General features: G+C 71.2%; 16 protein-coding genes. 13 read left to right on the top strand and 3 right to left on the bottom strand.

Going from position 1 to position 18,964, the window contains the following annotated elements:
• Positions 1–1,268 precede the first annotated feature (1,268 nt).
• The 4 genes from N912_RS0105370 to N912_RS49640 are packed head-to-tail and all read left to right on the top strand — an operon-like array spanning position 1,269 to position 5,085.
• Entirely contained in the window at positions 1,269–2,267 is a 999-nt protein-coding gene (locus tag N912_RS0105370) for an ABC transporter permease (protein WP_169747809.1), read from the top strand.
• Entirely contained in the window at positions 2,264–3,088 is an 825-nt protein-coding gene (locus tag N912_RS49645; protein WP_064745153.1) for an ABC transporter permease, read from the top strand. The genes N912_RS0105370 and N912_RS49645 overlap by 4 nt, the downstream gene beginning before the upstream one ends.
• Positions 3,078–4,157, top strand: a complete 1,080-nt coding sequence (locus N912_RS0105360; RefSeq protein ID WP_028921630.1) for an ABC transporter ATP-binding protein — start codon at positions 3,078–3,080, stop codon at positions 4,155–4,157. Before N912_RS49645 ends, N912_RS0105360 begins: the two co-directional genes overlap by 11 nt.
• Before the next feature lie 10 nt (positions 4,158–4,167).
• Positions 4,168–5,085 (top strand): helix-turn-helix domain-containing protein, encoded by a 918-nt coding sequence (locus N912_RS49640; RefSeq protein WP_051579695.1) that lies wholly within the window; start codon positions 4,168–4,170, stop codon positions 5,083–5,085.
• Here N912_RS49640 and N912_RS0105350 read toward each other — a convergent pair.
• Entirely contained in the window at positions 5,072–6,268 is a 1,197-nt protein-coding gene (locus tag N912_RS0105350) for a helix-turn-helix domain-containing protein (protein ID WP_037062837.1), read from the bottom strand. The two genes, N912_RS49640 and N912_RS0105350, sit on opposite strands and share 14 nt — an antisense overlap.
• Positions 6,269–6,399: 131 nt before the next feature.
• Between N912_RS0105350 and N912_RS0105345 the strand changes: the two genes are divergently transcribed.
• The 7 genes from N912_RS0105345 to N912_RS0105315 all read left to right on the top strand — a co-directional run bounded on the left by N912_RS0105345 (position 6,400) and on the right by N912_RS0105315 (position 14,947).
• Positions 6,400–6,765: a hypothetical protein gene (locus tag N912_RS0105345; protein WP_156993172.1), complete on the top strand. Its 366-nt coding sequence runs from the start codon at positions 6,400–6,402 to the stop codon at positions 6,763–6,765.
• A gap of 109 nt (positions 6,766–6,874) precedes the next feature.
• A complete protein-coding gene (locus N912_RS49635; protein ID WP_051579690.1) occupies positions 6,875–9,472 on the top strand; it encodes a N,N-dimethylformamidase beta subunit family domain-containing protein in 2,598 nt (865 codons plus the stop codon).
• Positions 9,473–9,503: 31 nt separating this feature from the next.
• Positions 9,504–10,631 (top strand): ABC transporter substrate-binding protein, encoded by a 1,128-nt coding sequence (locus N912_RS0105335; RefSeq protein WP_028921627.1) that lies wholly within the window; start codon positions 9,504–9,506, stop codon positions 10,629–10,631.
• The gene (locus N912_RS0105330; protein WP_028921626.1) at positions 10,628–11,761 is read left to right on the top strand and encodes an ABC transporter substrate-binding protein; all 1,134 of its coding nucleotides are present in this window, start codon (positions 10,628–10,630) and stop codon (positions 11,759–11,761) included. The genes N912_RS0105335 and N912_RS0105330 overlap by 4 nt, the downstream gene beginning before the upstream one ends.
• Positions 11,762–11,771: 10 nt before the next feature.
• The gene (locus tag N912_RS0105325) at positions 11,772–13,517 is read left to right on the top strand and encodes a CocE/NonD family hydrolase (RefSeq protein WP_028921625.1); all 1,746 of its coding nucleotides are present in this window, start codon (positions 11,772–11,774) and stop codon (positions 13,515–13,517) included.
• Positions 13,514–14,512 (top strand): aldo/keto reductase, encoded by a 999-nt coding sequence (locus N912_RS0105320; protein WP_028921624.1) that lies wholly within the window; start codon positions 13,514–13,516, stop codon positions 14,510–14,512. Before N912_RS0105325 ends, N912_RS0105320 begins: the two co-directional genes overlap by 4 nt.
• 9 nt (positions 14,513–14,521) lie before the next feature.
• Positions 14,522–14,947: a cupin domain-containing protein gene (locus tag N912_RS0105315; protein ID WP_028921623.1), complete on the top strand. Its 426-nt coding sequence runs from the start codon at positions 14,522–14,524 to the stop codon at positions 14,945–14,947.
• Here the strand turns inward: N912_RS0105315 and N912_RS0105310 are convergent.
• Positions 14,884–15,507, bottom strand: coding sequence for a hypothetical protein (locus tag N912_RS0105310; protein ID WP_028921622.1), 624 nt, complete (start codon positions 15,505–15,507; stop codon positions 14,884–14,886). The two genes, N912_RS0105315 and N912_RS0105310, sit on opposite strands and share 64 nt — an antisense overlap.
• Before the next feature lie 82 nt (positions 15,508–15,589).
• Between N912_RS0105310 and N912_RS0105305 the strand changes: the two genes are divergently transcribed.
• A complete protein-coding gene (locus tag N912_RS0105305; RefSeq protein ID WP_028921621.1) occupies positions 15,590–16,051 on the top strand; it encodes an Lrp/AsnC family transcriptional regulator in 462 nt (153 codons plus the stop codon).
• A gap of 95 nt (positions 16,052–16,146) precedes the next feature.
• The gene (locus tag N912_RS0105300; RefSeq protein ID WP_051579686.1) at positions 16,147–17,289 is read left to right on the top strand and encodes an MBL fold metallo-hydrolase; all 1,143 of its coding nucleotides are present in this window, start codon (positions 16,147–16,149) and stop codon (positions 17,287–17,289) included.
• An 8-nt stretch (positions 17,290–17,297) separates the two neighbouring features.
• Here the strand turns inward: N912_RS0105300 and N912_RS0105295 are convergent, their stop codons facing one another.
• Positions 17,298–18,962: an amidohydrolase gene (locus N912_RS0105295; RefSeq protein WP_028921619.1), complete on the bottom strand. Its 1,665-nt coding sequence runs from the start codon at positions 18,960–18,962 to the stop codon at positions 17,298–17,300.
• Positions 18,963–18,964: the final 2 nt, after the last annotated feature.

Below are 18,964 nucleotides of genomic sequence, written 5' to 3'. Positions count from 1 at the left end.
TCAGCCTGGCGCCAAGCCCGTTCCAAAGCCGCTACTGGTATGCAACCCTGGCGACTACCCGAACGCAATGTGCGTGTGGCGTCATGCCAATTTTCCCGACGAAGGGGGACTATACTTCATCGGCGGTGCGCCGGAGGGGTGGTGCCAGCAAGATATTGGCGACGACGGAGGATGGCGGTCGTACAAAACCGATACTGTCGAGGGCTACTGGTATGAGGGTCCGAATTGTACCGGGCAGTCGGTACCAGTCCTGCGCCATACTGAAAATCCGGACATAGGTTTCCAGGCGTTGAGCTTCAAGGAAATGTGCGTATCCTGTCAACCGCAGCCGCGTAAGCGACAATAGGCCACGAATGCGAACGGGCGGGGTCCACACGATGAGCCTCGCCCGCTCCTACCGTGATCGCCCCACCGAGCGTTGCCCCTGATTGAGGAGAGTGGATCTTTGCGCGTGAGCTTCATGGCCATCTTAGCCGCTGTTGCGTTAGCCAGCCTTAGTGGCGTTGCATATCCTCGTGCCGTTTCGGTGCCGCCGAGCGCTGCAAATGACGCATCGGTGAGCCTCACCGCCATATCGCGAAAGGTTCCCCCGGACTCGGCGACTCCAAAAAAACTGGTATGCCCCGACGACGAGACGGCAGGGAACGAATTGTGCTTGTTTGACTATCCAAACTGGGAAGGGAACCTTCATATTATTGGCCCGGGAGTCGGCGACAGGTGTTGGCGGCTTACCGATAGCGACACAGAGCCAGGAATTCGCTCCTATCATAACCATACGATAGAAGGCTATCTTTACGAGACAACCGACTGTCGTGGCCAGGTGAAATATGTCCTGCATGATTCCGGCACGTCCGACATAGGATTTGTGGCGCGAGCCTGGAAAGAGACTTGCGTATCGTGCCTTCCTGAAAGTCGCCGCCAAGGGCGATGACACATTATGGGTGAGGTTGTCGTTTGCAAGCCTCGCCCATACTCTCTTTTGGGCGTACTGCGGTGCACTCACCGTGTGTTCGTGGGTCTCGCCCATCAGCCACGGCTGGTCCTCACACGTGACCGTCTGGTCCTCGTGCTGCTGCCGCGTCGAGGCTGACCTCCCCCCTTGGGTCGCTGGCATGCACGGCGGCGCGAGAGCGGCGGTGAGTTCGCACCAGTGACACTCGCGCACCCGTAAGTGTCTTTTCGGCATGTACGCGACGGGTCAGGCTGGGCGAGGCCGATCGGAGGTGTTCCGTGTTGGGAGGATCGGGAGTCGAGCGCCGGATCGTGCCGTGCTCCGGCGTGCCGGTGAGCGGCCGGAGGGGCAGGCTCACCGCGCCCCGCCGCGCGCGCCCGGTCTCAGCGGCCCGGTGATGGGGGAGGCCGCTGTCCGGGTGGCCGCGGCTCCGGTCGGCCGCCGCCGCGCCCGGCTGGCGCGCGATCCGGTGGTGGTCGCGGTGCCGGTCGGGGTGGTCATGCTGGTGCTGTTCGGCCTGCCCCTGCTGCGGTTCCTGTACGAGAGCTTCCTGACCAGCCTGGGCATGACGCGCGCCGAGCCGCCGCTGACCGTGGACAACTACGCCGCGCTGTTCACCTCCGGGCTGGCCGGCGCGCTGGCGGTCAACTCGGCGGTGATCGGCGCGGCCACGGCGGCGGTGTGCACGGTGTTCGCGGTGGCCATCGCCTACTGGCTGCGGTACCGCGCGGGCCGGCTGGCGGTGCCGGTGAGCATGCTGCTGGTGGCCACGATGTTCGCCAGCTACCTGGTGCGGATCTACGCCTGGCGGACCCTGCTGGGCGCCAACGGCGTGATCAACCTCGGCCTGGCGCAGGTCGGCCTGATCGACCGGCCGTTGACCTTCCTGCTGTTCAACTCGTTCGCCATCGTGATCGCCGAGACGCAGTTGTACCTGCCGCTGATGGTGCTGCTGGTCTACGCCGGTTTCCGCCCGCTGGACCCGGCCTACCTGGAGTTGACCCGCGACCTGGGCTACGGCGCGTTCCACACCTGGCGGCGGGTGATCCTGCCGCTGATGGCCAAGCCGATCACGGTGGCGGCGCTGGTCGCGTTTCTCTTCGCGTCCACCGACTGGGTCGCGCCGGCCTATCTCGGCGGCACCTCCACCGTGCTGTTCGGCGTGCAGATCCAGAGCAGCTTCATGGTGACCGGCGACTGGGCGGCCGGAGCGGCGCTGAGTTTCACCATGGCGGCCGCCTATGTGTTGTTGTATGGGTTGGCGATGGGCCTGCTGCGGCTGGCGAGGGTGGGTGACGTCGTGTGGCCGGAATGAGCCGACGCGCATCGTGGTGGGGCGGGGCGTTCGCCGCGTTGGCGTTGGCATTCCTGTACGCGCCGCTGGTGATCACCGTGTTGTTCTCGTTCCACCGCACGCCGGGTTTGTCCCTGCCGTTCACCGGTTTCTCCACCCGCTGGTACGACGAGCTGTTCGGCAGCCCCGACTTCGTCGCGGCGCTGCGGTTCAGCGTGCGGGTGGCGGTCACGGTCACGGTGGTCACCATGGTCGCGGCGGTGCCCACGGCGTACGGCCTGGCGTCGACGCGCCGCCGGCTGGGCAACGGCGTGAACGGCCTGGTGCTGCTGCCGATCGCGCTGCCCTCGGTGTTCGTGGCCACCTCGCTGCTGGTGTTCTTCCATTCGATCGGCGTCCAGAACTCCTTCGCCACGGTGGTGGTCGGCCAGTTCATCGTCACGCTGCCGATCGCCGTGCTGTTGCTGCGCGGGGCGTTCGAGCGGCTGAGCGGAACGCTGGTGGAGATCGCCCGCGATCTCGGCGCCGGGCCGGTGGGCGTGTTCTTCCGGGTGGTGCTGCCGATCACCTGGCCGTTCATTCTCGGCGCCGGCTGCCTGACGTTCCTTGCCTCTTTCGACGAGTTCCCGATCACCTTTTTCCTCATCGGCAACGACTCCACCGTGCCGATGTTCCTCCAGTCATTGTTGACGAAGGAGGTCACGCCGATGATCAATGCGGTCTCCACGCTGCTGATGGCCGTGTCGCAGGTGCTGTTCCTGTGTGCCGCCGGTGCGCTGTACCTGGCCAGGGTCCGGGACAGGGAGCTTCGTACCGGAATCGGGGACATCCATGTCGCTTGACATCGTCGGCGTCTCGCATCGGTACGGCCACGCGGACCTGGCGCTGGACTCGGTGGACCTGCGGGTCGAGCCCGGGGAGTTCCTGACCCTGCTGGGGCCGTCCGGCTGCGGCAAGACCACGCTGCTGCGGATCGTCGGCGGCTTCATCGCGCCGACCGAGGGCACCGTGCGGCTGGCCGGCGACGACCTGACCTCGGTGCCACCGAACCGTCGCCCGGTGAACATGGTGTTCCAGCGCCCGCTGCTGTTCCCGCACCTCGACGTGTTCGGCAACGTGGCGTTCGGGCTGCGCCGAGTCGGGCTGGGCCGCGACGAGCTGGCCAGGCGGGTGTACGAGGCGCTGGAGCTGGTCCGGCTGCCCGGGTACCAGCGGCGGCGCAGCCACGAGCTGTCCGGCGGCCAGATGCAGCGGGTGGCGCTGGCGCGGGCGCTGCTGCTGCGGCCCCGGGTGCTGCTGCTGGACGAGCCGCTGTCCGCGCTGGACCTGAAGGTCCGCCTGGAGATGGAGGCCGAGCTGCGCCGGATGCACCGCGACACCAGGGCCACGTTCGTCTACGTCACACACGACCAGCGGGAGGCGCTCGCGCTGTCCGACCGGGTAGCGGTGTTCGACGGCGGACGGCTGGCCGAGGTCGCCACCCCCGCCGAGCTGTACCGCCGCCCGCGTTCGGTGTTCGCGGCGCGGTTCGTCGGGGACACCAACGTGCTGCCGGTGGACGTCCTGGAACGCAACGGCTCGGTGGCCACCGTGGCCATGAACGGCTGGCGCGGCGGGGCCACCTGCGACGTGGACGACGTCGGCAGCCACCGCCGGGGCTGGCTGGTGGTGCGCCCGGAGGCGATCCGGGCCGTCCCGATGCCCGCCGACGGCCGGGCCGACGGGCTGCGCGCGGCCGTGCACGACGTGGCGTTCCGGGGCAGCTCGTACAGCTACCGGCTGGCGGTGGACGGGATGGACACCGAGCTCAAGGTGGAGGCCCCCGCCACCGACCGCCACCCGTGCCCGGTCGGCTCGACGGTGTCGCTGTCGTGGGACCCGGCGGACGGTCGGGTGCTCGCGCGGGAGTGAGGACACGGCGATGACGACCGACTCCGCGCGAGGGGAGCTACCACTGCACGGCTTCGACGAGCAGCTGATGGCGTCCGGCCCGGCCGGGTTCGCGATGGGCTCGTTCGCCGAGCTGGCGCCGTTCTCCTACGCCGCCTTCCCGCACCGCCACGAGTTCTACGAGCTGCTGTTCGTCACCGGCGGCTCGGGCACGCACGTGATCGACTTCGTGCCGTACGACGTGCGCCCGGTGACCCTGTACCTGGTGGCGCCCCGGCAGGTGCAGTTCTGGGAGTGCCGGACCTCGCCGGACGGCTACCTGGTGCTGTTCATGGAGGACTTCCTGCCCACCCGGTACGGCGAGCGCGGCGGTGGCGGCGACAACACGATGCTCACCCCGCTGGGCGCCGGCCCGGCGCTGCGCTCGCCGCCGGAGAAGGTCACCACGATCAGCACGCTGCTGGAAGCGATGGAGCGGGAGTACCGCAGGGACGGCGACTGCGACGAGTCGGTGCTGCAGGCCTACCTGCACGTGCTGATCGTCGAGATGCGGCGGATGCAGCGCATTGCGGCCGCCCCGGCCGCCGACGACCGGGCCACCGTGCTGGCCACCCGGTTCCGCCGGCTGGTCAGCGAGCTGATCCTCACCGAGCAGACGGTGCGCGGCTACGCCGACCGGATCGGGGTCACCGCCAAACACCTGGCCGACGTGGTCCGCAAGGCCACCGGACGCACCCCGGCGGAGATCATCCGGGAGGCGCTGACGGTGGAGGCCAAGCGGCTGCTGGTGCACACCGAGCTGACGGTCGCCCAGGTCGCCGACGCGCTGGCCTTCGACAACCCGTCCTACTTCGGGCGGTTCTTCAAGCGCGAGGTCGGCATCAGCCCGGGGGAGTTCCGCCGGCGCAGGTGGATCGGCTGGCCGGACGGGGCGACTACAGGTCCTTGATCCCCACCCAGCTGGCAAACCCGGACAGGCTGTCCGTGCGTCGCCTGTCCGTCTCCGCGATCGCCCCCACGATCTCACGCACCTGAGGGTGATAGCGGGTCTGTTGCGGCGTCACCTCCCGTGCCCTGTGCAACTGCTCGAACGCCCGATCACGGTCACCGTGCAGCAGCCACGCCGCCGCCATATCGATGTGATGGTGTCCGCGCCGCGACCGCATCACCGAGTCGGGCACCTCCAGGTCTGCGCCGCGAGCCACGGCCGTAGTGCCGTCGCCCAACTCGACCGCCGCCGCGACCGCGTGGAACTCGACGTTGGTAGCGGAGAACCCCGTGTCGTAGTAGTCGGCGTCAGGCCCGAGATCGGGAACCCACCGAGCGAGGTCTCTCGCCTCGGTGATGTGACCGTCCGCCAAGTCGGGTTGGCCAGCGCGGGCCGCGATGATCGCCGACTGTAGGTGCATCGCCCCGCGCACCGCGCAGACCGGAGCCTCGCCCTGCTCCTCGTCCAGCGACGCCCTGCCCCGCGCGACGACCCGTTCGGCCACCGCGTAGGACCCTCGGTACAGCAACGGAACGGCCCGATTGGCCTCGGCGAACGCCGCGAGCAAAGGATCGCCGGCGTGTCGGGCGGCAGCGGCCCCTCGTTCGGCGGCATGCCCGGTCACCGGCGACCCGAGCCGGTGCAAGCAGTACAGCGCGCAGCTGTACGCGAACGCCAACCTCGCGTGCGCGCGTTCCGACGCCCTCCCCACCGGTGCGGATTCCGCGACCCGGTGTAACCCTCTGATGATCTCCGGCAGGGCATGGGAGCTTTCCTGGTAGCGGGAGTGGCGTTGTAGGACAGCCACCCCGTCCAGCCGCGGCGACAGGTCGTCCAGGTCAGGGGCGGGGGCGTCGATCGCTACCACGTCCCGGCCTTCAACAACGGCCGTCTCAAGGTCTACGACGTGTTGGCGTTCGGTGCCGAACGCATCGGGCGGTTGGTTCCACAACTCTTCGACCGGCACCCCCAACGCCCGGGACGCCGCCGCGACGAACGCCGCTGAGGCGGGGGTGACCCCGCGCTCTACCTGACTGACCAGGCTTGTTGAGACATGCATTCGGCGGGCCAGGGCGGTCTGGGTAAGGCCACGTATCCGCCGGCCCTTGGCGACTCGCGTCCCGACCCGATCGTTGTCAGCCATTCGCAGTCCCTTGCGAGTTCTTTGCGAGTCCCCGGCCTCACACCGGTCCAGGGTTGATCTACATCTGATCACCTGTTCGAGGAGGACATGTGCCTGAGGATAGTCGCGGTGGCGTGGCGCACGGGGACGCTGTGGGTGACGAGGAGACGCTGACCTTCGCCCTGCTGCTGGACATGACCGACTACCACGTCCATGCCGTCTATGAGCCCGAAGATCCTTACCCGCTCGCTGTGTGCGGCATACACCTGGTTCCCGGGATCTTTGTGCCCGGCCCGGCCTTGCTGCATCGCGGCTGCCTCGCGGCCATCCCGGACACCGTTGAGCTTCGACCGACGTCGGCCGTTCGTCGGCGGCAGCTGAACGCTGACCTGGGTCATGCCGCCGGGCCGATCCTGAAGCTCACCCGCTGGTTCCTCGCGGCGCGTTACGACCAACGCATTGGCCGCGCGATCACAGCGGAGTGGCGTCGTGGCCGAGGCTCAGAGCGCGACAGGTGACTTTGAGCGGGACACCGTCTCGCGGTAGTGACACAGCGGCCGGCACGGGTGTCTGTCTGACCCCGGTGGGCGGTCATACCGTTTCTGTGACGTCGCAGAGGGGCACGCCGTGAGTGACATTCCCACCGGTGCGGACCAGGTGGCCGCCGTGCACGCGCGGTTCGACACCGACCGGGTCGCCGAGCTGGGCGCATCGCTCACCCCGGAGCTGCTCGCCGACTACGCCAAGGACCCCGACGGCGACCACCCGGAGCCGCTGGCCCGGCTGCTGCGGTTCCTGTCCCGCCGCCGGCCGGCCGACCGGCTGGCCGTGTACGAGTCGAGTGCCCGGCGGGAGTGGCGGCTGGTGCGCCCGCCCGCGCACCGGGGCGCGCCGTACCGGATCGCGGACGCGCGGGTGTTCGACGACCTCGACGAAGCGCGGACGGCATGCCTGCACCGGGAGCTGTTCGAGGTGTTCGGCTGGGGCGAGGACCCGGCCGAGCACGCGGTGGACGGACCGCCGGTGCCCGCCGACGAGCCGGTGCTGCTCGGCTACGCCGACCGGGTCAGCGTGGCGCCCGGCGAGCGGATCACGTTCATGATCAGCGCCGAGGGCGTCGAGCGGTACACCACCGAGCTGGTCCGGTTGCGGCACGGCGACGACAGCCCGTCCGGGCCGGGGGTGCGCGAGCAGCGGGTGGAGTCGGAGTGGACCGGCCGCTGTCCCGGCGTCCGGCAGGCCACCCAGGTCGGCTCGCACATCTCGATAGAAGACTCGGGCGGGGCGCTGGCGGGGGTGGACGGCGTGTCGATCGTGGCGTTCGTGCTGGCCACCCGTCGCACCGGCGGCCGGCAGGCGATCGTGGCCCGCTGGGACCCGGACGGCCCGCGCGGCTACGCGCTCGGCCTGGACGAGGAGGGCCGCCCGGCGTTCTGGGTCGGCACCGGCGCCGGCGAGGTCGCCGCCCGGCTGTCCGACCCGCTGCCGCTGGAGGTGTGGCACGCGGTCGGGGCCAGCTACGACCCCCGGACCGGACAGACGGTGCTGGTCGCGCGGCCGGTGGTGACCTCGACGAACAGCCTGCTCAGCCCGGTCGTGGTGGGCGCCGGCCTGGCGGCGGTGGAAAGCGGCGGCCCCGGGATGGTTCCGGCCGGGTCGGACGTTCTCCTGCTCGGCGCGCTGACCCCGACCGACGCGCACTACAACGGCAAGATCGAGGACCCGGCGGTGTGGCCGCGCGCGCTGTCGCGCCGCGAGCTGACCACCGCCGTGAGCGAGGACCCGGCCGCGCCCGCCGCCCCGTACCGCTGGTGGTTGGGGCCGCCCGAGGGAGAGCCGGCCGCCGCCTCGCTGACCGTCGAGTGCGCCGGACACCCCGAGCTGGCCGGCCGGCTGGTGAACCTGCCGGTCCAGGGCGTCACCGGCCGCCACTGGACCGGCCGCCGCGACCACTACGCCGAGGACCCCGCCGGCTACGGCGCCGTGCACCTCCACGACGACGCCCTGGCCGACAGCAACTGGCGCCCCACCCAGGTGTTCACCGTCCCGCGCGGCCTGCCCAGCGGGGTCTACGCGCTGCGGGTCGCCGACGTGGACGGCCCGGCCGAGCGCAACATCCCGTTCGTGGTCCGCCCACCGTCCGGCACCGCCACCGCCGAGTTGGCGCTGCTGCTGCCCACCGCGACCTACCTGGCCTACGCCAACGAACGCGGCCTCGGGTACGTGCCGGTGGTCCAGCCCGGCAACGCGTTCCTGGAGCGGCGCTACGACCTCGGGCACTCCGTATACGCCACGCACAGCGACGGCGCCGGCTGCTGCTACGCCTCCTGGAGCCGCCCGATCCTCACCCTGGACCCCGGCTTCAAGGTGCACCTCTCGCCGGCCTGGCTGACCACCGACCTGTACATCGTGGACTGGCTGGCCGAGCAGGGCTACCAGTTCGACGTGATCACCGACCACGACCTGCACGCCGAGGGCGCGGGACTGCTCGGCCGCTACCGGGCGGTGGTGACCGGCGCGCACCCGGAGTACGCCTCGGCCCAGATGCTCGACGCCATCGAGGGCTACCTGGACGGCGGCGGGAACCTCGGCTACCTGGGCGGCAACGGGTTCTACTGGGTGGTGTCGTTCCATCCGGAGCTGCCGCACGTGATGGAGTTGCGGCGGGCGGAGAGCGGCACCCGCACGTGGCAGGCGCGGCCGGGGGAGTACTACCACGCGACCACCGGCGAGCGCGGCGGGCTGTGGCGGATGCGCGGGCGGCCGCCGCAGAAGGTCTTCGGGGTCGGGTTCACCGCGCAGGGCTCGGGCCCGGCGGGTCATTACCGCACCGGCCCCGGCGAGGCGGCGCGGCTGCTGGACGGGGTCGGCGAGGTGTTCGGCGACGCCGCGATGGTCGACGGCGGCGCGGCGGGCAACGAGGTGGACAGGTACGACCCGGCCCTGGGCAGCCCGCCGGACGCGGTGGTGCTGGCGACGTCGACGGGCCTGGGCGACCGGTACCAGCTGGCGGTGGAGGAGCTGACCGGCACCCACCCGGGCCTCGGCGGCACCGAGCATCCGGACGTGCGCTCGGACATCGTGTACTTCCGCACCCGGGGCGGCGGCTCGGTGTTCGCCACCGGCTCGATCTCGTTCTCCCACGGGCTGTCCGCGAACGGCTACCGCAACGGCATCTCCCGGCTCACGCGCAACGTCCTGGACGGCTGGCTCGCTCCTGAGTGATCGGCAGTGATCGGCGGAGGGGGTATCTCTCATGAGGCTTCTCGATCGTCGGGGTTTTCTGCGGGTCGGTGCCGCCGCGACGGTCGCCGGCCTGGCCTCGGCCTGCGGCGGCGGTGGCCGCTCCGGCGCGACGATCAACTACATGGGCGGCACCTCCGACATGGAGGTCCTGCACAAGGTGCCGTCCTTCGAGGACTGGCTGCGGCGCGACGGCGTGGTGGTGCGCCCGCAGTTCATCCCGGACGACACCGCCGCGCTGCAGAAGCTGGCCGCCGGCGGCCCGCAGGGGGTGAACCTGGTCAGTTGGATCAACCAGTTCAGGAACGGCTGGCGGAGCCTGGACCTGTTCGCGCCCCTCGAGACCGCCCGGATCCCGCACTACGCCAACGTGATCCAGGACTTCGGCGGCCCCAGCTTCGCCGGCACCCAGCGCGACGCCCAGGGCCGGGTGATCGCGATCCCCGAGACCTGGTCGGTCAGCGGCATCGTCTACGACTCGGCGGCCATGCCCGCGCCGACCTCGTACACCGACCTGCTCGACCCGAAGTACAAGGGCAGGGTCGCGATGCTCGACGACCCCGGGGCGACGATGATCATCGGCTGCCTGATCCTCGGGTATGATCCGCCGGCCCTGACCAAGGCCCAGTTCCGTGAGGTCATCGACCTGATGGGCCGGTTCGTGAAGGCCTGCCGCGCGCTGCCGCAGGGCTCCGCGGACCTGACCACGCTGATGGGCTCCGGCGAGGTGATCGCCTGCCCGGTGGACGCCTCGTTCCTGCCCAAGATGCTCGACCAGGGCAAGAAGTCGTTCCGGGTGACGATCGCGCTCAAGGAGGGCGGCTTCAGCTACGGCACGCTGATGTCCACCCTCAAGAACGCCGACGACACCGACGCCGTGCACGCGTTCCTCGACCACTTCCTGACCGACGACGTGGCGCAGGCGATGGCGAAACGCTCACCGTCGGTGATGGCGATCAAGGGCGCGACCAAGTACCTGCCGGACTGGTACACCGAGAGCGTCCCGGTGAACGACCTGCCCAAGCTGTTCCACGACAACCCGTCGCTCGACTTCCCGCCTGCGCAGGCCACCGGCCCGGACCGGATAGGCCTGAGCGAGTTCCTCACCGGCTGGCAACAGGCCAAGGTCGGCGCGCGGTGATCGCCAACCGCCGCACCCTGTTCCGGCTGGCGGCCGCGACCGGGCTGACCACGCTGGCAACGGCCTGCGGCTCCGGTGACGACGACGGCGGCTCCGGCGGGGAGATCAACTTCATGGGCGGCAGCGACACCATGGAGCTGCTGCACAAGGTGCCGTCCTTCGAGGACTGGCTGCGGCGCAGCCGCGTGGTGGTCCGCCCGCAGTTCGTCCCCGACGACACCACCGCGCTGCAGAAGCTCGCCGCCGGCGGCACCCAGGGCGTGAACCTGGTCAACTGGATCAACCAGTTCCGCACCGGCTGGCAGAGCCTGGACCTGTTCGCGCCGATCGACACCGCCCGCATCCCCCACTACGCCAACGTGATCCAGGACTTCGGCGGCCCCAGCTTCGCCGGCACCCAACGCGACGCCCAGGGCCGGGTGATCGGCATCCCGAAGTACTGGGCGGTCAGCGGCATCGTCTACGACTCGGCGGAGATGCCGGCGCCGACCTCGTACTTCGACCTGCTCGACCCGAAGTACAAGGGCCGGATCGCCGTGCTCGACGACCCCGGCTCGATGGAGAGCGGCGCCCGGCTGCTGGGCTACGACGCGTCGAAGCTCACCAGGCCGCAACTGGCCGAGGCGATCGCGCTGGTGACCCGGTTCATCAGGCAGGCCAGGGCGCTGCCGCGCTCGGCGGCGGACCTGGCCACGCTGATGGGCTCCGGCGAGGTGATCGCCTGCGGCGTCGAGCTGGGATTCCTGCCGAAGATGCTCGACCAGGGCAAGAAGTCCTTCCGCGCGACCGTCGCGATGAAGGAGGGCGGGACCAGCTACGGCGTGCTGCTCTCCACGGTGAAGAACGCCGAGCACACCGGCGCCGTGCACGAGTTCCTCGACAACTTCCTCACCCCGGAGGTGGGCCGCGCGATCGCCGAACGCTCGCCCTCGGTGCCCGGGATCAAGGGCGCGACGACATGGCTGCCGGACTGGTACCGGCAGAGCGTCCCGGTGGACGACCTGCCCAAGCTGTTCGCCGAGAACCCCTCGGTGAACTTCCCACCCGCCAAGCCCGACGACCCGAACCTGGTCGGCCTCAACGAGTTCCTGGCCGGCTGGCAGCAGGCCAAGATCGCCGCGAAGTCCTGAGAGGGGATTCATGTCGAGCCTGACAGTCGACAGGGGGGTGCCGATCCCGCTGCGTGACGGGACGGTCACGAGGGCGGACGTCTACCGCCCGGCCGGCGGCGGGCGCAACCCGGCGCTGGTCTTCCGCACCCCGTACGACCGCTCCAGCCTGGACATGTACGGCACGTTCACGCTGCGCGCGGCCAGCGCCGGGTACGCCGTGGTCCTGCAGGACATCCGGGGGCGCGGCGAGTCGGACGGGACGTTCACCCCGTTCGTCAACGAGCGCGAGGACGGCTACGACACCGTCGACTGGATCGCCGCGCAGCCGTGGTGCGACGGCAAGGTCGGCATGTTCGGCGGCTCCTACGACGGGGTCACCCAGTGGCAGGCGGCCAGGTCAGGGCACCCGGCGCTCAAGGCGATCGCGCCAAACGTCACGTCCTCGAACTACCACCACGGCTGGACCTACCGGGGCGGCGCGTTCCAGCTCAGCTTCAGCCTCGGGTGGACCCACGCGCTGGCGCTCGCGGGGGTGCGCCGCGACGGCGGGGCGCCGGAGGCGATCCGCGAGGACCTGATCGACGGCGCGGACGAGCTGGCCGAACGGGCCGCCCGGCTGCCTCTCTCCGACCACCCCTCGCTGGCCAAGATCGCCCCGTACTACCGGGACTGGCTGGTGCACCCCGACTACGACGAGTTCTGGCGCGACATCGACGTGTCCCGCGACTACGAGACGATCTCGGTAGCGTCGTTCAACCTGGGCGGCTGGTACGACATCTTCAACGGCGGCACCCTGGAGAACTTCGCCGGCATGCGCTCGCGGGCGCCGGAGGAGGTGCGCGGGCGGCAGCGGATGCTGATCGGGCCGTGGCAGCACGCCGGCATCTTCACCGGCAACCCGGTCGGGTCGTGGAACTTCGGCCGCCGCGCCACCGGACCGGCCGTCGACGCCGACGGCATGCAGCTGCGCTGGTTCGACGCCTGGCTGCGCGACGCGGACGACGGCATCGGCGCCGAGCCGCCGGTGCTGCTGTTCACCATGGGCGCGGACCGGTGGCGGGTGGCCGACGGCTGGCCGCTGCCGGGTACGCAGTGGCAGGACTGGTACCTGCGCAGCGGCGGGCTGGCGAACACGCTGAACGGCGACGGCGTGCTCAGCCGCGAACAGCCGGCCGCCGAGCCGCCGGACAGCTACGTCTACAACCCCCGCGACCCGGTGCCGACGCTCGGCGGCGGCCTGTGCTGCAGCCCCGTGCACACCGTCGGCGGCGTCTTCGACCAGCGCCCGATCGAGGCGCGCCAGGACGTCCTGGTCTACACCTCGGCGCCGCTGGCCGAGCCGGTCGAGGTCACCGGCCCGGTGCGGCTGGTGCTGCACGCCGGCTCGTCGGCCCCGGACACCGACTGGACGGCGAAGCTGGTCGACGTCGAGCCGTGCGGCTACGCCCGCAACCTCACCGACGGCATCCTGCGCGCCCGCTACCGCGCGTCACCCAGCACCCCGCAACCGCTGGTCTCAGGCGAGGTCACCGAGTACACCATCGACCTCGGCGCGACCAGCAACGTGTTCGCCCCCGGCCACCGCATCCGGCTGGAGGTGTCCAGCAGCAACTTCCCGCACTACGACCGCAACCCCAACACCGGCGCCCCGTTCGGCGAGTCCGCCGAGGTGGCCAGCGCGCACCAGACCGTCCACCACGAACCGGCCCACCTGTCCCGCCTGGTCCTGCCCGTCGCGCCGGCCGGCGCCACCCGACCCTGGAGCCCGCGATGACCCGACACGAGCTGGGCGACACCGGCCTGAGCATCAGCCGGGTCGGCCTGGGCACCTGGGCGATGGGCGGCCCCGGCGCGATGGGCTGGGGCGCGCAGGACGACGACGACTCGGTCGCCGCCCTGCACCGGGCGGTCGAGCGCGGCGTGAACTGGGTGGACACCGCGCCGGTCTACGGCCACGGGCATTCCGAGCTGGTGGTCGGGCGGGCGCTGCGCGAGCTGCCCGAGGCGGACCGGCCGCTGGTGTTCACCAAGTGCGGGCTGGTCTGGAACGAGCGCGGCGACGAGGACACCAGCCTCTGGCCGGAGTCGATCCGGCGCGAGTGCGAGGACTCGCTGCGCCGGCTCGGCGTGGACCACATCGACCTGTACCAGATCCACGACCCGGATCCGTCCGGCCCGCCGGTCGAGGAGTCCTGGGCGACGATGCTGGCGCTGGTGCGTGAGGGCAAGGCGCGCGCGGTGGGAGTCTCGAACTTCGACACCGAGCTGCTGGCGCGCTGCGCCGCCGTCGGCCCGGTGGGTTCACTGCAGCCGCCGCTGTCGCTGGTCAACCGGTCCGCGCTGGCGGACGTCATCCCGTGGTGCGCCGAGCGGGGGACCGGCGTGATCGTGTACGGCCCGATGCAGTTCGGGCTGCTCACCGGCGCGTTCACCGAGGCCCGCGCGGCGGCGCTGCCCGAGGACGACTGGCGCTCGCGGGCCGCCGAGTTCACCGAGCCCAAGCTGTCCCGCAACCTGGCCCTGCAGGACGCGCTGCGCCCGGTCGCCGCCCGTCACGAGGTGGGGCCGGCGGTGGTCCCGGTGGCCTGGGCGGCGGCGCAAACCGGTGTCACCGGCGTGATCGTCGGCGCCCGCACCCCCGACCAGGTCGACGGCTGGGCGCCCGCGCTGGACCTGGACCTCGGCCGCGACGACCTGGCCGAGCTGCACGCCGCCGTGCACCGCACCGGGGCCGGCCAGGGGCCGGTGGCAGAGGAATCGACGAGGTAGGGGAGCCGCATGTCCGAGAGCTACATCGTCCGCAAGATGGTCCGCGAGGAGCTGCCGAACGAAGGCGTGCTCGCCTACGGCGAGGTCGAGGGCGGCACCAGCGGCGCCTTCGCCATGATGAGCGGCCGGCAGGTGCCCGCCAGCAAGGTGCACGTCGCCTACAGCTGGATCTACCGGGTGCCCACGCCCAACCCGTACGTGCTCGAACACACCCACGACTACGACGAGGTGCTGCTCTTCATGGGCAACAACCCCGACGACCTGGACGACCTCGGCGCCGTGGCGCACATCGACCTCGACGGCACCACGCACGTCATCGACACCTCGACGGCCATCTACATCCCGGCCGGCACCAGGCACTGCCCGCTGGGCTACGAGCGGGTAGACCGGCCGCTGTCGTTCATCGCCCTGTCCCTGCACCCCGAGTACCGGTAGGCGCGGGCCAGCATGAGCACGCTGGCCGCCACCCCCGTGCAGCCCAGCACGATCAGCCGGGGGTCCGACCTGTACACCCCGTAGACCCCGAAGCAGGCCAGCTCGGCGAGGATCAGCCACCAGGTCCCGACCGAGATCCCGGTCGGGCGGTCGGTGCGGTACGCCGTCCACACCGACGGCACGACCTGCAGCACGAACGACGCGGCCAGCGCGGTGCCGATCCCGGCGCGGCCGGCCACCGCCCAGGCGACCGCGAGCAGCGCGGCCCAGCCGCCGGCGACCGCGGCGTGCCGGCGCGGGACCCGCACCCGGCGGGCGAGCAGCACGGCGAGCGCGCCGGCCAGCACCGTCACTGAGGTCGCCGGCACCAGCGCCGTCCAGAACCCGGACAGCGCGAAGTAGGCGATCCAGCCGCCGTTGCTCACGCTGGTCAGCGCCGCCCACGACCAGGACAGCCCGGCCGTGTCGCCGGAGCGCCAGAGACTGGCCAGCTGCGGCAGGAACTGCGGCACCGCGAACACCGCCGCCGCGACCGGCAGCCACTCCACGATCCCGTCCACTCAGCGAACGTACGACAGATGCAGGGATGCATTCGTGCGAATCCATGCCCTGGGCGCCGGGGAGACTGAAAGGATCGTGCGCGTGGACGCGATCGACAGAAAGATCCTTGCCGAGCTTCAGGTGGAGGGCCGGCTCACCGTCACGGAGCTGGCCCAGCGGGTACGGCTCAGCGCCGCGCCCTGCCACCGGCGGCTGCGCGAGCTGGAGCGGTCGGGAGCGATCAGGGGCTACCGCGCGGTGATCGACGCCGCCGCCGTCGGCCTCGGCTTCGAGGTGCTGGTCAGCGTCACCATGGACCGTGAGGACGCCGCCACCATCACCGCGTTCGAGTCCGCGCTGGCCGCCGTCCCCGAGGTCCGGCACGCGGAGCGGCTGTTCGGCGACCCCGACTACCTGGTGCGCGTCACCGCCCCCGATCTTGACGGGTACGCGGCGCTGCGCGACGAGACGCTGGCCGCCCTGCCCGGCGTGCAGCGGCTCACCTCCACCATCGTCATGAAGCGCGTCGTCGAGGACCGCCCGCTTCCGCTCTCGCGGCCCTGACCACGTTTGTCCGAGAGCGAACTAAAAGTTGTTTCACGGTGCGCGGTCGGCAACGAACGTTCCGTCACCGGGCCAACGCGCCGTACCGTCCCGCCATGGGTCTGATCAACTGTTGCTCGGACGCCGGGGCGGGCGCGGGCCGGCTGGCAAGGCGCTCGGTGTTGTCCGGAGTCGGTGGGCTGGCCGCGCTGGCCGGGATCGCGGGCTGCGCACCCAGCGGCACCACCCCGGCCCCGGCGGGCACCACGGCACCCAGCGCCCAGCCGCCGCCCCGGGGGAAGCTGGAGCTGGTGCTGCTCGGCACCCAGGCCGGGCCGCCGATCGAGGCCGACCGCACCGGGATCGCCTCGGCGTTGATCGTGGACGGGCGGACCTACGTGATCGACTGCGGCCGCTCGGCGGCCACCCAGTACCTGCGGGCCGGGCTCACGCTGCGTTCGTTGAGCGCGATCTTCCTGACCCACCTGCACGCCGACCACATCGCCGACTACTACAACTTCTTCATGCTCGGCGGGCACATCCCGAACACCCACAAGGACAGCCTCGCCGGACCCATCGCGGTGTACGGCCCCGGCCCGGCCGGCGGGCTGCCGGCCGCCTTCGGAGGCGGCCAGGCGCCGACGGTGGCCCCGCCCGCCCCGGGGACCGCCGAGATGACCGAGAAGGCCCATGAGGCCTACGCGTACAGCACGAACATCTTCATGCGCGACATGTCCATCCGCGACCCGCGCACGCTCAGCCAGGTGCACGAGATCGCGCTGCCCGAGGTCGGCGCGAGCTACGCCACGACGGCGCCGCCCACCCAGCCGTTCCCGGTGATGCGCGACGACCGGGTCCAGGTCACGGCCACGCTGGTGCCGCACGGCCCGGTGTTCCCGGCGTTCGCCTTCCGGTTCGACACCGCGTACGGCTCGGTCACCTTCTCCGGCGACACCGCCAAGACCGACAACCTGATCACGCTCGCCCGGGGCACCGACATCCTGGTGCACGAGGCGATCAGCGTGGAGGGCGCGAACCCGAACCCGGCCGTGCTCGACCACATGCTCCAGTCGCACGTCCTGGTCCAGGAGCTCGGCCCCATCGCACAGAAGGCGCAGGCCAAGAAGCTGGTCCTGTCGCACATCGGCGACCTGGTGGAGAGCCCGATCAACATCGACAAGTGGACGAACTGGGCCCGGCAGGGCTACGACGGCCCCGTCACCGTGGGCCAGGACCTGCAGCGCTTCGTCATCGCCTGAACCACACGCTAGTCGCGGGAGAACACCTGCCGGCCGGCGAACCAGGTCTGCACGGCGTGGGTGCGCGCCAGCTCGGTGGCCGGGACCTCGAACGGGTTCTGGTTCAGCACCAGGAAGTCGGCGGACCGCCCGGGGGTGAGCGAGCCCGTCACGTCGTCGAGGCCCGTCGCGACGGCCGAGTTGCGGGTGAACACGGCGATGGCCTCCTCCAGCGTGATCGCCTGCTCCGGCCAGAGCGACCCCGGGTGCTGACCGTTCGGGTCCTGCCTGGTCACCAGCCCCTGGATGCCTTCCCAGGCGTTCGGCGTCTCGCTCACCGGCCAGTCCGAGCCGCCGGCGACCAGCGCCCCGGAGTCCAGCAGCGCCCGGTTCGGCTGCATGTGGCCGGCCAGCTCGGCGGGCAGCACCTCCGCGATCGCCGACGGGATCACCCCGGGCCACCAGATGAACGGCGAGATGTCCGCCGACACCCCCAGCGCGGCGAACCGGGGGACGTCGTCGGGGTGCACGAACTGGCCGTGCGCTATCTGGAACCGCACCTCCCGGTGCCCCTCGCCGCGCACCCGCTCGATCGCGTCCAGCGCCGCGCGCACCGACGCGTCCCCGGTGCAGTGGATCTTCGTGGACAGCCCGGCGCCGGCCACCGTGCGCAGCCAGTCCACCAGCTCGTCCGGGCGCATGGTGGTCTCGCCCCGGTGGCAGGCGCCGTGCGCGTCGTCCGGCAGGTAGGGCTCCAGGAACGCCGCCGTGCGGGTCGGCGGCACCCCGTCCAGGAAGATCTTGACGAAGTCCGGCCGGTGGTGGGTGCTCCGGTACCCGTGGCCGACCTCGATCAGGGCCTTCCCGACGGGCTCGAACCCGAAGATCTGGTCGTTGATCAACATCGAGCTGACCACCCAGGCGTGCAGGTCGCCGGCGCCGTCGAGCGCGTGCAGGGCGCCCAGGATGTCCACCGAGACCGCCGCGTCCTGAAACGCCGTCACCCCGTAGGAGTGCAGGATCTCGATCGCCCGGCGCGAGGCGGCGACGTGTTGCTCGGCGGTGGTGGCCGCCTCCGCCCGCGCGGCCCGCTCCGCCGGTTGGGCGGCGGCCTCCAGCAGCAGGCCGGAGGGCGCACCCGTCCTGGGGTCACGCACGATCACGCCGCCGGCCGGATCCGGGGTGTCGTCCGCGATCCCGGCCAGCCGCAGCGCCGCCGAGCTGGCCCACCGGTTGTGCCGGCTGTCGTCCGCCAGCAGCACCGGGCGCCCGCCGGCCGCGTCGTCGAGCGCGCGCCGGGCCGCCTCCTCGGACACCGTGCCGACCAGCCCGGACCCCCAGCCGCCGCCGATCACCCACTGGTCGGGCCCCAGCCGCGCCGCCCAGCTCCGCACCGCCGCCAGCACCTCGTCGAACCCTTGGGCCGCCGAGAGGGTCAGCTCGAACAGCTCGGCGCGCCCGGCCAGCGCGTGGTGGTTGTGCACGTCCACCATGCCGGGCTGCACGTACGCCCCGCCCAGGTCGCGCACCTCGGTGTCGGGGCCCCGGTGCGCGGCGGCGTCCGCCTCGTCACCGACCGCCAGCAGGGTGCCGGACCCGATCGCCAGGTCGGTCGCCCACGGGCGGTCGGCGTCGACCGTGTACACCGTGGCGTTGGTCAGGATCAGGTCGGCTGGCTGCGGCGGTCGGCTCATCG

This window comes from Actinospineispora acaciae DSM 45401, from assembly GCF_000620785.1.
Classification (GTDB): Bacteria; Actinomycetota; Actinomycetes; order Mycobacteriales; family Pseudonocardiaceae; genus Pseudonocardia; species Pseudonocardia acaciae.
The sequence above is the reverse complement of the archived record's forward strand: the minus strand, read 5'-3'. Positions and strand labels throughout refer to the sequence as shown.

What these genes read in the sequence shown, in the direction of transcription:
- N912_RS49645 (WP_064745153.1), top strand. Translation starts at nt 2,264, where the DNA reads ATGAGCCGACGCGCATCGTGGTGGGGCGGGGCGTTCGCCGCGTTGGCG.
- N912_RS0105360 (WP_028921630.1), top strand. Translation starts at nt 3,078, where the DNA reads ATGTCGCTTGACATCGTCGGCGTCTCGCATCGGTACGGCCACGCGGAC.
- N912_RS49640 (WP_051579695.1), top strand. Translation starts at nt 4,168, where the DNA reads ATGACGACCGACTCCGCGCGAGGGGAGCTACCACTGCACGGCTTCGAC.
- N912_RS0105350 (WP_037062837.1), bottom strand. Translation starts at nt 6,268, where the DNA reads ATGGCTGACAACGATCGGGTCGGGACGCGAGTCGCCAAGGGCCGGCGG.
- N912_RS0105335 (WP_028921627.1), top strand. Translation starts at nt 9,504, where the DNA reads ATGAGGCTTCTCGATCGTCGGGGTTTTCTGCGGGTCGGTGCCGCCGCG.
- N912_RS0105325 (WP_028921625.1), top strand. Translation starts at nt 11,772, where the DNA reads ATGTCGAGCCTGACAGTCGACAGGGGGGTGCCGATCCCGCTGCGTGAC.
- N912_RS0105320 (WP_028921624.1), top strand. Translation starts at nt 13,514, where the DNA reads ATGACCCGACACGAGCTGGGCGACACCGGCCTGAGCATCAGCCGGGTC.
- N912_RS0105315 (WP_028921623.1), top strand. Translation starts at nt 14,522, where the DNA reads ATGTCCGAGAGCTACATCGTCCGCAAGATGGTCCGCGAGGAGCTGCCG.
- N912_RS0105300 (WP_051579686.1), top strand. Translation starts at nt 16,147, where the DNA reads ATGGGTCTGATCAACTGTTGCTCGGACGCCGGGGCGGGCGCGGGCCGG.
- N912_RS0105295 (WP_028921619.1), bottom strand. Translation starts at nt 18,962, where the DNA reads ATGAGCCGACCGCCGCAGCCAGCCGACCTGATCCTGACCAACGCCACG.